The 14898-nt window shown below is 63.1% G+C and carries 12 protein-coding genes; 5 read left to right on the top strand and 7 right to left on the bottom strand.

The annotated features are described in order from the left end of the window. Positions 1-85: 85 nt before the first annotated feature. The 7 genes from A3AI_RS0111785 to A3AI_RS0111755 form a co-directional block, all read right to left on the bottom strand. Entirely contained in the window at positions 86-781 is a 696-nt protein-coding gene (locus tag A3AI_RS0111785; protein ID WP_024515767.1) for an ABC transporter ATP-binding protein, read from the bottom strand. Continuing rightward, positions 781-1530 (bottom strand): ABC transporter ATP-binding protein, encoded by a 750-nt coding sequence (locus A3AI_RS0111780; RefSeq protein ID WP_024515766.1) that lies wholly within the window; start codon positions 1528-1530, stop codon positions 781-783. The genes A3AI_RS0111785 and A3AI_RS0111780 overlap by 1 nt, the downstream gene beginning before the upstream one ends. Further along, entirely contained in the window at positions 1527-2831 is a 1305-nt protein-coding gene (locus tag A3AI_RS0111775; protein WP_024515765.1) for a branched-chain amino acid ABC transporter permease, read from the bottom strand. Before A3AI_RS0111775 ends, A3AI_RS0111780 begins: the two co-directional genes overlap by 4 nt. Beyond that, positions 2828-3775 carry a branched-chain amino acid ABC transporter permease gene (locus A3AI_RS0111770; RefSeq protein ID WP_024515764.1) on the bottom strand — a complete coding sequence of 316 codons (948 nt, stop codon included), beginning with the start codon at positions 3773-3775 and terminating at the stop codon, positions 2828-2830. The genes A3AI_RS0111775 and A3AI_RS0111770 overlap by 4 nt, the downstream gene beginning before the upstream one ends. 135 nt (positions 3776-3910) lie before the next feature. Further along, the gene (locus A3AI_RS0111765; RefSeq protein ID WP_024515763.1) at positions 3911-5149 is read right to left on the bottom strand and encodes a branched-chain amino acid ABC transporter substrate-binding protein; all 1239 of its coding nucleotides are present in this window, start codon (positions 5147-5149) and stop codon (positions 3911-3913) included. Between the two features lie 361 nt (positions 5150-5510). After that, entirely contained in the window at positions 5511-6533 is a 1023-nt protein-coding gene (locus A3AI_RS0111760) for an alpha/beta hydrolase (protein WP_024515762.1), read from the bottom strand. A gap of 183 nt (positions 6534-6716) precedes the next feature. Next, positions 6717-7964: a glycosyltransferase family 87 protein gene (locus tag A3AI_RS0111755; RefSeq protein WP_024515761.1), complete on the bottom strand. Its 1248-nt coding sequence runs from the start codon at positions 7962-7964 to the stop codon at positions 6717-6719. 96 nt (positions 7965-8060) lie between these two features. Here A3AI_RS0111755 and A3AI_RS0111750 point away from each other — a divergent pair, with 96 nt between their 5' ends. The 5 genes from A3AI_RS0111750 to A3AI_RS0111725 all read left to right on the top strand — a co-directional run bounded on the left by A3AI_RS0111750 (position 8061) and on the right by A3AI_RS0111725 (position 14644). After that, on the top strand, positions 8061-9587 hold the full coding sequence (locus A3AI_RS0111750; RefSeq protein ID WP_084800894.1) for a UbiA family prenyltransferase: 1527 nt from the start codon (positions 8061-8063) through the stop codon (positions 9585-9587). Positions 9588-9656: 69 nt separating this feature from the next. After that, entirely contained in the window at positions 9657-10985 is a 1329-nt protein-coding gene (locus A3AI_RS0111745; RefSeq protein ID WP_024515759.1) for an FAD-binding oxidoreductase, read from the top strand. A 9-nt stretch (positions 10986-10994) separates the two neighbouring features. Then, positions 10995-11738 carry an SDR family oxidoreductase gene (locus A3AI_RS0111740; protein WP_024515758.1) on the top strand — a complete coding sequence of 248 codons (744 nt, stop codon included), beginning with the start codon at positions 10995-10997 and terminating at the stop codon, positions 11736-11738. 431 nt (positions 11739-12169) lie between these two features. Beyond that, positions 12170-13189, top strand: coding sequence for a patatin-like phospholipase family protein (locus A3AI_RS0111730; RefSeq protein ID WP_024515757.1), 1020 nt, complete (start codon positions 12170-12172; stop codon positions 13187-13189). After that, positions 13190-14644, top strand: a complete 1455-nt coding sequence (locus tag A3AI_RS0111725; protein ID WP_024515756.1) for a GntP family permease — start codon at positions 13190-13192, stop codon at positions 14642-14644. It begins immediately after the preceding gene. Positions 14645-14898: the final 254 nt, after the last annotated feature.

The raw sequence follows: 14898 nt of genomic DNA, 5'->3' as shown, positions 1-14898 counted from the left end.
TCCGCTAGCCGGTTTCAGCTGTAGCACCGGATCAGGACCTTGGCGATGCCCGTTGCCGCCCTTTTTAGCGCCGGGTGGCTTCGGCCTACACTTCGAGCCATTCCTTGCGAACGGCATCGTTGGCTTTCAGCTCATCCGGCGTGCCTTCGAATACGATGCGGCCGTGGCCCATGACGTAGACGCGGTGGGAGATTCGCAGCGCAATCGACAGCTTCTGCTCGACTAGCAGGATGGCGACACCGGCTTCCGCGATCCGCGCGATGAGGTCGCCGACCTGCTGCACGATCAGCGGCGCGAGCCCTTCCGTCGGCTCGTCGATCATGATGAGCTCCGGATCGCCCATCAGCGTGCGGCAGATGGTCAGCATCTGCTTCTCGCCGCCGGACAGGACGCCGGCCGGTGTGTCGGCGCGCGCGGCGAGATTGGGGAACATCTCCAGCATGCCCTCGAGCCGCCACTTGCCGGGACGGCGGACATCCTTGACGCCGAGCAGCAGGTTCTGGCGGACGGTGAGGCCGGGGAAGATGTCGCGATGCTCCGGCACATAGCCGAGACCGCGATGCGCGATCTTGTAGCTCGGTAGCCCCGCGATCTGCTGTCCCTTGAAACGAATTGTGCCCTGCGGCGGCACCTCGCCCATGATCGCCTTCACCGTGGTGGAGCGGCCGACGCCGTTGCGCCCCAACAGGCTCACGACCTCGCCGCCGGCGATGTTGAGATCGACGCCCTGCAGGATGTGGCTTTTGCCGTAATAGGCGTGAAGATCCCTGACCTCCAGCATCAGTGCCCCTCCTCGCCGAGATAGGCTTCCCTGACCTTGGGATTGGCGCGAATTTCCTCCGGCGTGCCGGAGGCGATGATGTGTCCATAGACCAGCACCGAGATGCGGTCGGCCAGGCCGAACACCACACTCATGTCGTGCTCGACGATCACGAGCGTGCGCCCTTCGGTCAGGCGGCGGATCAGCGCTACGGCGCGCTCGGTCTCGGCGTGGCTCATGCCCGCGGTCGGCTCGTCCAGCATGATGACATTGGCGCCGCCGGCGATGGTGATGCCGATCTCGAGCTCGCGCTGCTCGGCATAGGTCAGAAGCCCCGCAGGCACGTCGCGGCGATGGCTGAGATGGATGTCATCGAGGATCTCGGCGGTGCGCTGCTTCACTTCCGGCAGGTGATCGACGTTCTTCCAGAAGGCGTAGCGGTGACCGGTCGCCCACAGCACGGCGCAGCGGACGTTTTCCCACACGGTCATGCGGGCGAAGACGTTGGTGACCTGGAACGAGCGCGACAGCCCGCGCCGGTTGATCTCGAAGGGACGCAAGCCCGAGATCACGCCGCCGTTCAGGCGGATCTCGCCCGAGCTCGGCTTGAGATGGCCGCTGATCAGGTTGAACGTCGTCGACTTGCCGGCGCCGTTAGGGCCGATGATGGCGTGACGTTCGCCCTTCGCGACGCTCAGATTGAGGTCGCGGATGATGCTGACATTGCCGAAGTGCTTCTGAACGGCATTGACTTCGATCGCTGCGGTCACGCGAGATACCCCCGGTCACGGGCCACAGTGGCGGCGCGGTCCCAGGCCTCCGCGACACGCCGCCAGGTGAGGCGGGCGACCAGGAAGCCGCCGACGACGAGCAGTGCCGCGACGATCCATGTCACAGGCGCTGTCGCGTTGAAGGGAATGCCGAGCAAATTGATGATGTTGCCCTCGCCTTCGCTCGCGGTGTAGCGCGCCACCGTCTCGATCGAGAGGATGACGCCGAGTGCCAGAGCCAAAGTCGGGATCGCCGCCATCAGATAGGACGGGATCACCATGCCGAGCGATCCGGCACGGATCAGCGGACGGTGCATCATCAGGAGCCCTGCGATGCCGCCCGGCGCGAACATCACGATGCCGATGAAGATGATGCCGAAATAGAGCTGCCAGACCGTGGTGAGGTTGGTGAGCCCGAGCTGCAGATAGGTGACGAGGATCGCGCCGAGGATCGGCCCAAAGAAATAGGCGGCGCCGCCGATGAAGGCCGCGAACAGCACGAGGCCGGATTGCGTCGCGCCCAGATAGGCAGAGTTGGCGATCTCGAAATTGATCGCGGCGAGGCCGCCGGCGATGCCGGCGAAGAAGCCGGCAAAGCCGTAGGCGAGATAGCGGACGACGTGCGGGTCGTAGCCGATGAACTCGACACGCTCGGGATTGTCGCGCACTGCGTTGCAGATGCGCCCCAGCGGCGTGCGGGTCAGCGCATACATCGCGATCGCCGAAATCATCACCCAGAACGCGATCAGGTAGTAGACTTGGAGCTGCGGCCCGAAGGTCCAGCCGAACATGTGCGGCAGGGCGGTGCGATCGGTGGTGATGCCGGCTTCGCCGCCGAACATGCTGCGCAGGATCAGCGAGGACGACGCCACCAGCTCGCCGATGCCGAGCGAGATCATGGCGAACACGGTTCCGGCGCGCTTGGTCATGACCCAGCCAACCAGGATCGCAAAGGCGACGCCGCCGATGCCGCCGATGAGGGGAATGAACGGCAGCGGGAGCGGCCAGTTGTAGTTGGCGACCGCGTTCATGGCATGGACGGCGATGAAGCCGCCGAGGCCGTAGTGAACAGCGTGCCCGAAGGACAGCAGCCCGGTCTGGCCGAGCAGGATGTTGTAGGACAGCGCGAAGATGATGGCGATACCGATCAGGCTGAACGAGGTGAGCGAGCCGCCCGAGGAGAAGATCAGCGGCAGCACGATGAGCGCGATCGCTGCGATCAGCCAGATGCTGTAGAAGCGCGCGCTGCTGCCGGACTGCTCCTTCGGCATATCGGACGTGGTGGTTGCGGCATCGCTCATGTCTCGCGCGTCCCCAACAGGCCCATCGGGCGGAAGATCAGGATCAGCACCAGCAGCACATAGGGCAGGATCGGCGCGATCTGCGCGATCGTCACATTCCAGATGTCGGTCAGAACCGACGGGCCGAGGCTCGGGTCAAGCGGCCCGAACGCGCTCGCAAGCGACCCGTTCAGCGCGACCGCAAAAGTCTGGATCAGGCCGATCAGGAGCGAGGCGATGAAGGCGCCGGGCAGCGAGCCGAGCCCACCGAACACGATGACGACGAACAGGATCGGGCCGAGCAGGCCTGCCATGTCGGACTGCGTCACCAGCGAGGGGCCGGCGATGACGCCGGCAAGGCCGGCAAGCGCGCTGCCGACGCCGAACACCACCATGAACACGCGTCCGACATTGTGGCCGAGATGCCCGACCATGCTCGGATGCGTCAGCGCGGCCTGCACGATGAGGCCGACGCGCGTCCTCTTGAGGACGATCAGAAGCGCCACGAAGATCGCGACGGATACGACCAGCATGAAGATCTTGTAGGCGGGATAGTTGGTCGAGAACACGGTGAAGGCGGGAAAGTCGAGCGCCGCGGGGATCCGGTAATCCATCGGGCTCTTGCCCCAGATCATCGAGACGATTTCCTCGATCGCGAAGGCAAGGCCAAAGGTCAGCAACAGTTCGGCGACGTGTCCGTGCTTGTGGGTGTTGCGCAGGCCGTAGCGCTCGACCGCCATGCCGACCGCGCCGACCAGAAGCGGCGCCAAGACCAGAGCCGGCCAGAAGCCGATCCATTTGGTGAGCTGATAGCCGAAGAATGCGCCCAGCATGTAGAAGCTGGCATGGGCGAAGTTGAGCACGCCCATCATGCTGAAGATGACGGTCAGCCCGCTGGACAGCAGGAACAGCAGCATTCCGAACAGAACGCCGTTGAGCGTGGAAATGACGATCAACTCAAGCACAGCGCCCTCGCTGACGGGCTCGTTGGCTCACAGGGGACAAGATTCCGAAGAAAAAGGGACGTCCGGCATGACAGGTCAGCCGGACAAGGAAGCCCCGGTGCCAGGATACTGCACCGGGGCGGATGCGTCGGCCTATCAGGGCCGCTTCATGTTGCAGGTCGTCGGCAGCATGGTCTGCGCGGTGTCAATCTTGGACACGAGATGCCAGCCCCAGCCGGTGTTTTCCTCGTCGAAGGGTTCCTTATCCTTGTCGGTCATGGTTCCGAACGAGGAGATGTAGATTGGCTGGAAGAATTGGTGATCGTCCTTGCGCATGAAGCCTTCGCCGCCGTCGAGCACTTCGAACTTCATGTCCTCCAGCGCGGCCGCGACCTTCACCGGATCGATCGAATTGGCCTTCTCGGCCGCCGCCTTGAACATCCGCATCTCGTTGACGGCGCGTGGATACCACAGCGACAGGTTGACCTTGGCACGGAAATCCTTCTCGAACTCCATTGCCGCCTTGTTACCGGAGTTCGGGAAGCCTTCGGTGATCTGGAACACCTGATGGTCGAGGCCGGTTTGCTTGATCGCGGTCGGCCCGCCGGCACCGCCGGCATAATAGGTATACCAGTTGACCTTGAGGCCGGCATCGGCCGCCGCCTTCAGCAGCAGCGCGATGTCCTGTCCCCAGTTGCCGGTGACGACGCTGTCGGCGCCGGAGGCCTTGATCTTGGCGATATAGGGCGAGAAGTCGGTGATCTTGAGCAGCGGATGCAGCTCGTCGCCGACGATCTGGATATCGGGCCGCTTGGCAGCCAGCATCTTGCGTGCCTCGGTGCGGACCGACTGGCCGAACGAATAGTCCTGGTTGATCAGGTAGACTTTCTTGATCGACTGCTCACCCTTCATGTAGTTGGTGAGCGCCTCCATCTTGATGTCCGAGTTGGCATCCCAGCGAAAGTGCCAGTAGCTGCACTTCTCGTTGGTCATGCTCGGATCGACCGCGGCATAGTTGAAGTAGAGCACTTCCTTGCCGGGGTTGCGTCCATTGTTCTTGGTGACGAAATCCTCCAGCGCCGCGCCAACCGACGAGCCATTGCCCTGTGTGATGTAATGGATGCCGGCGTCGACCGCCTTCTGGGCCTGGACCAGGCTTTCCTGCGGGTTGGTCTTGTTGTCCATCGGCACGATTTCGACCTTGTGACCGAGGATGCCGCCTTTCGCGTTGAGTTCATCGGCAAGGTACTGGAACGTCTTGAGGCCGCCTTCGCCGACGCTGGCGCCGCCTCCCGACAGAGGATCGATATAACCAATCTTGACACTGTCCTGCGCATGCGCCACCCCGAAGACAAACGGCAACGTCACCGCGGCGGACATAATAATTTTGCGCATGCTTGGGCTTCCTCTTTGAGCTTATGAGACCTGTCGGAAGGTCTTATCGATTGAAAACAACAAGGCCATTCATAATTCGGCTAATCGCGCATTGACAAGGCTGCGCGCGGCCGAGCTTAGCCTGCCGGTATGTCGTGGACGCATGTATGGGCAATGCGCAATGTGATCGGCGCTTGCCTTATTTGGCGCACTGGCGCGCAACCGGTCAGCGAGTTTGCCTTGAGGCCCCGGGGTTTGCGACCGCCAAAATTGCACGTCTGTCCTCGGATATTCCGCCGGGAGGACAGATGCCCTGTGGCGATTTAACTCACCCTTGCTGCGCGCTTGAAGGGGCCTGCGGCGCGGCTACCCAGGTGATCCTCTAGGCGGCGGTCGCCTCAATCGAGTGGCGTATCACCCGCTGCACGTCCGCATTCGACAGAAACAGATCGTGATTGATGATGCCCCAGCCGGCATCGGAGGCGTCGACCACGCGCACCCCGAGGCGTTCGATGGCCGCCTTCTCGGCGGCGCCGACCCGTGTCATTCCACCGGCCAATCGCCCTGACAGCTCCAGCGCACGATCGTTCGTCGCGGCGATGACGGTGATCTTGCCGGCAAGCGGACCGATGCGGCCGACCGCGGATGAGAACACGTCCATGTCGATGTCGGGCGCGGCGAACACCACGGCGCCGATTCTGCCGGTCACGGTGTCACCGTAGTGCCCATAAAGCTGCCGCAGGCTCTCGAGCGCCAGCATGGTTCCCATGCTGTGCGCGACGATGTGGACGCGTCCGGCGCCGGGAGCCGACACGATGGACGACAGCACGCGTTCGAAGCCATCGCGCGACCACATCGCGCTATCGCGGTCATAAGCGTAATCGAATAGTCCCGCCTTCGAAGGCCAGGAGAAGACCATTGTCCGGCCGCGGAACCTGATTGCATCCGAGAGGTGTGCCGCATCAAGCGCCGCCGTCTCGAACGTCTGCTTGAAGCCGTGCACATATATCAGCACATCCGGTCCACCGCCGGCTTGCGCGAGCAGAGTGCTGACGTCTCCCTGTACCGGCTCGACCGTATCGATGCGCCAATCGGCAAGTCCGACTGCGGCGAGCGAGAGGCGGCCATCGTCCGGCGGCACCAGCTTGGCGCGCGCAACCGTCATCTCGGGAGCCCGCTCCGGCCCAAACCATGGCTTCGCGCGAGCGCCGTTCACCGGCTTGCGCGTGGTCGTGACAAGCAAGGTGGGATCCACCGAAAGCGACGAGGCGTCGTAGCGCGTGCCGGTCGCGGCCATGTCGGTGCAGCCGCCGAGCGCGAGCGTGCCGGCCACGGATGAAAGGCCGCCCAGCAGCGCGCGGCGGGAGACAAGAACGTTGGGCTGCAGCAAATCTGGGACGATCACACGGAACCTTTGGGAACAACGCCTGCACCAAGACCCGCCCCGGCGCTTCTCTGAATGGCAATGGCGGCCACAAAGCGGCACGGCCGACGAAGAGAGCGCAAAATAAAGCCTTGTGGACTGGCCGATTGGAACAGCGGCAGGTTCCCATCGTGGCGCTATGGAGATGCCGTGCCCGCGTCTCCTTCAGAGCCGTTCGGCGCCGATCTGGAACTCCTGCACGGTCGCGGGCTTCGCGCTGCGCAGCATGATCATGAAGATCAGCGCGATCATCGCAACGACGCCGAACCCGCCGATCGACAGCACATCGAGATATTGCACGTCCTTCGACGTCCCGAGGCGCGTGGCGATCAGACAGCCATAGACGCCGACGATCATCGGCACGGTGTAGATGATCGTCCGCTCGCCCTCGCGTGCAATCGTCTGCAGTTCCGGAAGCAGCATCGCCAGCCCCATGCCGAAGATCAGGAAGTCATAGTCGTAGGCGTATGGGCTGAGCGAGACTGAGACCATCGCGGTCAGGCCAAGCGTCCAGCGCGCGGGAAGCTGCCGGTACAGCGCAAGGGCGATGCTGCCGAGCGCGATGGCGGCGACGGCGGCCTGGCTGAAAAAAGCGGCCGACGCGGATGCCCCCAGCGTTCTCAGGCCGGCGTAGGCAGAGATCATGCGGTACAGCGGATAGTAGCCGCCCTGCAGGAACATCGCGGAATCGTGCACGCTCTGCATGAGCGCAGGCCAAATTTTCACACCGAATACCAGCGTGCAAACCAGCGAGCTGCCGATCACGACCGTGCCGGCCGTCATAACGACGGTCCAGCGCCGGGTCAGGAGCGCGTAGGCTCCGAAGGCAATCGCAAGATGCGGCTTGATGACCATGAGGCCGAGCGCCAATCCGGCCACGACGGGCCGCTCCTCGATGGTAAGGCAGATCAATCCTATAAGGCCGGCGGTGAGGAAGCCATTTTGACCGCAGGCGATCGTGACTTCGATCGCGGGAAAAAGAATGATCAGCAGGACCGGGAAGTACGTCGTGGCAATTGACCTCAGCACGGTGAGATAGAATGCAAGCGTTCCGGCAATGAACAGAAGGTACGCAGTGCCGATCGGAATCAGGCCGAACGGCGCAAGCAAGAGGTCGAACTGCGGCGGATAGGTCCACGGCATGAAGTTTTCGGAGCCGCCAGAGGCCGCCTTCTGCATGTCGATGAATCTTTCGAACTGGTAGGCCAGATCGGCATCGCCCAGCCGGACATGCTGGGCGATGATGTGGAAGGCATCGAAGTCGACCAGCTCGCGGTGCTGCCCGAAACCCAGTCGCGCAAACCAGATGGCCTTGAGCGCAACGCCGATGGCCAGCACGGCCAGGAGCGCGCGCGTATAGGCGGCCTGCTTCGGCGCCGAGGACTCAATTGTTTCGAGCGTTTTTGCGAGCATCGCCGGCACCCGTCTTTGCGAAAACTTAAGGTAGTTTGAATAGGTTAAGCAGCCGAAAACGCGGCGCACGATCACCCAGGCATTGATGGTTTAGGAATGTTGAAGGAGCAGCCAGCTTTCCCTGCCCATGCGTCCCAAAGCCGGCAGCTCGAGGCCGTTGCAGGAGAGGAGGCGGCAATCCGGCCTGCGCTGCACTCCACGCACGAAGGCGGGACAGTTCCGCTTGTGGTCGATCTGGATCGCGCGCTGATACTCTCGAACCCGCAACTGGAAGCCATCCTTGCGCATTTCGGGCAGAACGCCGTCCGGCTCGGAGAAGCGGTGCGCGCACGGCTGCGCGGGAAGGCCGCGCTCAAGTCCCACATCGCCGCCACGACGTCCTTCGATGTGACCCGGCTTCGCTACGATGAGGCCGTGCTCGACCTGGTGCGCGCCTCGGTCGCGGAGGGTGTTCCTGTCTATCTCGTCTCCTGTCACGATGAGCAGCATGTGCGCGCAATTGTCGAACATCTCGGACTCTTCACCGGCTGGTTTGTGTCGTCCGCCGGCGACGAGCTGTCCCAATCGGCCAGGACGCAGCGCCTGATCGACGCATTCGGACACGGAGGATTCGATTACGTCGGCAGCAGCGCCGACGACCATCCGATCTGGACCGTCGCGCGAAAGCGGATTGCCGCGCGCCAGTCGAGGGCTGTGCGCACGAGCCTTGCCGGACTCGACGGCGACGCCATCTTTCTCTCGTCGCGTTCCAGCCGCCTACATGCGTGGGCGAAACTGCTGAGGGTGCATCAGTGGGCGAAGAACGCGCTCGTTTTTGTCCCGCTGGCGACGGCCCATCGCTTCGATCTTTCCGCGTTCGGCGCCGCGATCGCGGCCTTCGTCGCCTTTTCGCTCGCCGCCTCCGCGATCTACATCGTCAACGACCTCGCTGACATCGAAGCCGATCGCCAGCACCCGACCAAGAAGAACCGGCCCCTGGCGGCGGGAGCGCTGCCGGCGGCAGCGGCGCTGTACGCGGCAGGCGGTCTGGTCCTGGCCGCGATCGCGCTCGCCTCATGCGTCACCATCGAGTTCGTGGCGGTGCTGGGCTTCTATCTCGTCCTGACGACGGCCTATTCCTTCTACCTGAAGCGGAAGATGCTGGTCGACGTCATTGCGCTGGCGATCCTGTACACGACCCGCGTGATTGCGGGGGCCGCGGCCGTGGCGGTGCCCTTGTCGGCGTGGCTCCTGGTGTTTTCGATTTTCATCTTCACGACGCTGGCGCTGACCAAGCGCTATGTCGAACTCGCCGCGCGGATCGATGCCGACCTGCCTGATCCCTCAAACCGCGACTATCGCAAGTCGGATCTCGGCGTCGTCGCAGCGCTGGCCGCCGGTGCCGCCTTCAACGCGGTGACGGTCTTTGCGCTCTACATCTCTTCAGATGCCGTTCACCATCTTTACCGCCGCCCGGATGCGCTGTGGCTGATCTGCCCGATATTAATGTATTGGTTGAGCCGGATCCTTATGTTGGCGCACCGGCGTGCACTCGACGATGATCCGGTTCTCTTCGCCCTGAAGGATCTCAACAGCCTGGTCGCATTCGGCCTGATTGCTGAAATCCTGGCCATTGCGATCTGACGTCGGCAGACATCGCCGAGCGATCAGCCTGCAACCGCGCCAGGCTCAAGCCCCGGAGGGCCCGAAACAGTGACGGCGATTTCGGGCTGGGGCCGCTATCCCATCATTGACACCGAGCTGATCGGTCCCCGTACGACCGAGGCGATCGTGCGTGCGACCGAGCAGGGCGATCAGGCGGTCGCCCGCGGCAATGGCCGGGCTTACGGAGACGCCGCCGTCGGCGTCCGCCAGACCATCACGATGACTCACCTCAATCGCATGCGCGCCTTCGATCATGCGACGGGTCAGGTAACCGTGGAAGCCGGCGTCCTGCTGTCCGATCTGATTGCGGCCTTCCTGCCCCGCGGGTTCTTTCCCTATGTCGTTCCGGGCACGAGCTTCATCACAGTGGGCGGAGCGATTGCGGCCGACGTGCATGGCAAGAACCACCATGGCGAGGGTGGCTTCGGTCGGTATGTCGAAACACTGCTCCTGGCGCTTCCGACAGGCGAGGTCGTTCGCGCGTCGCGCAAGGATCATCCCGACCTGCTCCAGGCGACGATCGGTGGAATGGGACTGACCGGCTCCATTCTCGAAGCGACGATCCAGCTCCGCCGCGTCGAGACCGGCTGGATTCGCCAGCGCACTATGGTTGCGAACAATCTTGCCGCCGCCATCGCCGCGCTGGATGGCAATGAGAGTGTCACTTATTCGGTGGCCTGGATCGATTGCCTGGCAAAGGGCGCAAGCCTCGGCCGCTCGCTGATCTTCCTGGGCGAGCACGCGGCCTCTAATCAGCTCGACGAGAGGCAGTTCGCGAATCGCTTTCCGCTGCGAAAGCCGCCTCTCTCGGTGCCGATCGACATGCCGTCCTTTGCATTGAATCACTGGAGTGTCGCGGCCTTCAACGAGCTCTATTTTCGCGCCGGCGCGCGCAAGGCCGGTTCATCCATCCTGGTGCCTGCTGCACCTTACTTCTTTCCGCTAGATGCGCTCGGCAATTGGAACAGGATTTATGGACGGCGCGGCTTCGTGCAGCACCAATGCGTGCTTCCCGCGAAAAATGCGGAAGCTGCGCTCGCCGACATGCTCGGGCGGATTGCGAGGCGCGGCGGCTCCTCATTCCTGGCCGTGCTGAAGAAGCTGGGCGAGGCAAGTGGCGGGCTGTCGTTTCCGATGCCAGGCTACACGCTCGCCCTCGACTTCCCGATCGGGCGCGACCTGTTCTCCTTCCTCGATGAGCTCGACGTGCTCGTCGTCAAAGCAGGCGGCAGGCTTTATCTCGCGAAGGACGCCCGGCAGTCGCGCGCGACCTTTGATGCAGGCTACGCTGATTTGTCCGGCTTTCGCGATGTCAGGCGGACGATCGACCCTACCGGGAAAATAAAATCGCGGCTCGCCGCGCGACTTGGAATCTGAGAGGAGCCGATGGCCATGGCCGAAAAAGCCGTTCTGATCCTGGGAGGCACCTCGGACATTGCCAGGGCAACCGCGCTGGCCTTCGCCAAGCGCGATTGGACGGTCCGGCTGGCGGGACGCGCGCCGCCCGAGCTTCAGCGCGAGGCCGACGATATTTCGGCGCGCACGGGCCGCACGGTCACCATCCACCAGTTTGATGTGCTCGCGACAGGCTCGTTCGCCGCCTTCGCCGATGCGCTGCCCGGCCTTCCGGATGTCGTCATCTCGGTCGTCGGCCTGCTCGGCGACCAGGCCCGCGCCGAAACCGACCCTGACCACGCAAGCGAGATCATGCGCTCGAACTACGAGGGCCCGGCGCTGATCCTCTCGCTGTTCGCGGAGCGATTTCGCGCGCGCGGCGCCGGCGCCATTGTCGGGATTTCATCCGTCGCGGGTGACCGCGGACGCGGCTCCAATTATGTCTACGGGTCCGCGAAGGCTGGATTCACAGCCTTTCTCTCCGGCCTGCGAAATCGCCTGGCTGCATCAGGCGTTCATGTGATGACGGTCAAGCCGGGGTTCGTTCGAACCCGGATGACCGAACACATGAAGCTGCCGCCGATCATCACGGCGACCCCGGAGGAGGTCGGCGAAGCCGTGCTCGCCGGCCTCAGTCGACACAAGGACGTCATTTATGTGCGACCGATCTGGCTCCTCGTGATGCTGATCATCCGCATGATTCCGGAGCCGGTCTTCAAGCGGCTGAAGCTATAGACTGAAGCTTCGGGCGATAGCTTCAGTCGAATAGCAAGACTCAGGCCAAACGCGTCGCGACAGCTGCATTGCAGAGCCGCTGTTTCGTCGGAACTAAATCTTTACCGTCGGAGCGGCGGCTAAAGCATGATCCGGAAAAGTATGTAGCGGTTTTCCGAAAAGATCATGCTCAATCAAAGGCCTAAAGCGCGATAACGATTCAACCAAATCTCATCGCGCTTTAGCTGATCGCCTCAATTGTGTTAATGAAGTACGCTATCTCTCCCGAAGGTACGGGATCGATAGCTGACGCACATGGAAGGCCATCCGCCTGATCGAAAATCCCCGGCAGAATTTTCTGGTATCATGAAGAACGGCCAGATCTACAAGAACACCGTCGTCCAAAACTAACCCATCAGCTCCGCGCCACTGTTTCTCAGTCAGGATTGACCATGAATCGGGAGCCCGTTGTCGTCGACCTTGCCTTGCAGGGTGGAGGCTCGCATGGAGCGTTCACCTGGGGTGTCCTCGATCGTCTGCTCGAGGAGGAATGGCTCAACATCGTGGCCATCTCGGGAACGTCGGCCGGCGCCATGAATGCCGCAGTGTTTGCCGATGGCTGGACCGCGGGCGGCGCCAATGGCGCGCGCGAGGCGCTCGACAAATATTGGCGCCACGTATCGCGCGCAGCCGCCTTCAGCCCGCTGCAGCGTTCCCCGCTCGACAGGCTCATGGGGCGCTGGACCCTCGATACTTCGCCGGCCTACATTTTCACGGATTTGATGTCGCGGCTGCTTTCGCCCTATGACTTCAATCCGCTCGACTTCAATCCGTTGCGGCAAGTGCTTGCCGAGAACATCGATTTCGAGCGGCTTGCGCGATCGCCGATCAAGCTGTTCATCACCGCGACGACGGTGCGGACCGGCCGCGGGCGCATTTTTCGCAACGCCGAGATCACGGCCGACGTCCTGCTCGCCTCGGCCTGCCTGCCGACCATGTTCCGAGCGGTCGAAATCGACGGCGAGCCCTACTGGGACGGCGGCTTCGCCGGCAATCCGACGATGACGCCGCTGATCCGCGAGAGCGACGCGCACGACACGATCTTTGTGCAGATCAACCCGACGGAGCGCACCGATGCGCCGCGATCTGCCTCGGAGATACTGAACCGGCTGAACGAAATTTCCTTCAATTCGGCGCTGATGAAGGAATTGCGCATGATTGCGATGTTGCGGCAGATTGCCGATCCTGGAAGCGGCGAGGGCGCGAGCTGGGCAAAGATGCGGGCGCACCGGGTCATGAGCGACATGCTGGCGCAGCTCGGGGCTTCCTCCAAGCTCAACGCGGAATGGGAGTTCGTCTCGATGCTCCACGCCGAAGGACGGCGCGCGGCAGAGGAATTCATCGATCGCTTCGGCAATGATATCGGCAAGCGCTCCACCATCGACCTGGATTTCCTGCTGACGGAGTGCTGAATGGGACTTCTGGGCATTCTGGTCGGGCTTGGTCTGCTCGTCGCCCTCGCTTTTCGCGGCTGGAGCGTGCTGCTGCTCGCGCCCTTCGCGGCGCTGGTGGCGGCCATGTTCGGCGGTCAGCCGTTGCTTGCCAACTGGACCCAGACCTTCATGGCGAGCGCCGCCGGCTTCCTGGCGCAGTTCTTTCCGATCTTCCTGCTCGGCGCCGTGTTCGGAAAGGTGATGGATGACAGCGGTGCGGTCACGGCGGTGGCCGCCTTGATGTCCAGATGGCTCGGTCACGGCCGTGCGGTGCTGGCCGTGGTGCTGGCAGGAGCGCTCGTCACCTACGGTGGCGTGAGCCTGTTCGTCGCCTTCTTCGTCATCGTTCCGATGGCCCAGTCGCTATTCCGTGCAGCCGCAATTCCGCGTCGGCTGCTGCCGGCTGCCGTTGTGCTCGGCACGTCGAGCTTCACCATGTCGGCGCTGCCCGGGACGCCATCGATCCAGAATGTCATCCCGATGCCGTTTTTCGGTACGACGCCGTTTGCCGCGCCCGGCCTCGGCATCGTCGCCTCTCTTGTCATGCTCGCGGTCGGCCTGTGGTGGCTGCGACGCGCCGAGACAGCGTCGCGTCGCGCCGGCGAGGGCTACGGCGAGGACAAGCAAGGGGCGGCCGAGCGCGCGCAGGATGATGAGCTGGTCCGTGAGCGCGCGACGACCGCCCGCGAGTTCGATCCCGCCGAGATCCGCCATGGACGTCGCAGCGAAACATCGCCGCCGGCCTTGAGCGCCATCCTGCCCCTGATCGTCGTCGTCGCCGTCAATCTTCTGATGTCGCTCGTCGTGCTGCCGCGGCTGGATTTCTCCTATCTGGCTGAAGAGCGCTGGGGCGGTACGTCGATCTCCGCCGTTGCCGGCGTATGGTCGGTCGCCATCGCGTTGACAGCGGCCATCGCGACGGCCATTGCTTTCAACTGGAGCCGGCTGCCGGCCCTTCGGGAGACCATGGACGCCGGCGCCAATGCATCGGTTTTGCCGGCGCTGAGCGTTGCAAGCCTCGTCGGGTTCGGCGCCGTCATTGCGGCGCTGCCGGCCTTCGAGATGGTGCGCGACTGGGTCTTGGCCATCGAAGGCGGCCCGCTGGTCTCGCTCGCGGTCGCAACCAATGTTCTCGCGGCGTTGACCGGCTCGGCCTCGGGCGGCTTGACGATCGCGCTCGATGCCCTCGGCCAGATCTATATGGAGACGGCGGCGCGGACCGGCATCGACCCCGCTCTCATGCATCGCGTCGCGGTGATCGGCTCAGGCACGCTCGACATTCTGCCGCACAACGGCGCCGTGGTCAGCCTGCTCTCGATCTGCGGATTGACCCACCGCGACAGCTATTTCGATATCATCATGGTTGGAATTGTTCCTTCTCTGCTGGCCTTGGCGGTCGTGATCGCGCTTGGAACTGCCTTCGGCTCATTTTGAATGGATTGATGCGTGAATTTGCCGCCGAAGCGGGCCTTTGGCGTCAAGTTTCAGCGGCTGAGCGGCAAAGCTGACGGCTGGGGTATGGACTGCCTTTCACTCCTGCAAAAATAATGTCCTGCAAGAATAATGGCTTGCAAAAATAGTGTTTCGCAAGATGGGATCTTGAGGACATAGGGTTCGCTGCCCATCGGCATCAATGCCATCGGGGAGAATGCGATGGAGGAAAGCGCAGCGCGCTGATAGCTTGGTCG

Source organism: Bradyrhizobium sp. Tv2a-2, from assembly GCF_000472425.1.
GTDB lineage: Bacteria > Pseudomonadota > Alphaproteobacteria > Rhizobiales > Xanthobacteraceae > Bradyrhizobium.
The sequence above is the reverse complement of the archived record's forward strand: the minus strand, read 5'-3'. Positions and strand labels throughout refer to the sequence as shown.

Excerpts from the sequence above, each read along its gene's own strand:
- A3AI_RS0111785 (WP_024515767.1), bottom strand. The coding sequence starts at position 781 with ATGCTGGAGGTCAGGGATCTTCACGCCTATTACGGCAAAAGCCACATC.
- A3AI_RS0111765 (WP_024515763.1), bottom strand. The coding sequence starts at position 5,149 with ATGCGCAAAATTATTATGTCCGCCGCGGTGACGTTGCCGTTTGTCTTC.
- A3AI_RS0111750 (WP_084800894.1), top strand. The coding sequence starts at position 8,061 with ATGTTGAAGGAGCAGCCAGCTTTCCCTGCCCATGCGTCCCAAAGCCGG.
- A3AI_RS0111775 (WP_024515765.1), bottom strand. The coding sequence starts at position 2,831 with ATGAGCGATGCCGCAACCACCACGTCCGATATGCCGAAGGAGCAGTCC.
- A3AI_RS0111725 (WP_024515756.1), top strand. The coding sequence starts at position 13,190 with ATGGGACTTCTGGGCATTCTGGTCGGGCTTGGTCTGCTCGTCGCCCTC.
- A3AI_RS0111730 (WP_024515757.1), top strand. The coding sequence starts at position 12,170 with ATGAATCGGGAGCCCGTTGTCGTCGACCTTGCCTTGCAGGGTGGAGGC.
- A3AI_RS0111755 (WP_024515761.1), bottom strand. The coding sequence starts at position 7,964 with ATGCTCGCAAAAACGCTCGAAACAATTGAGTCCTCGGCGCCGAAGCAG.
- A3AI_RS0111740 (WP_024515758.1), top strand. The coding sequence starts at position 10,995 with ATGGCCATGGCCGAAAAAGCCGTTCTGATCCTGGGAGGCACCTCGGAC.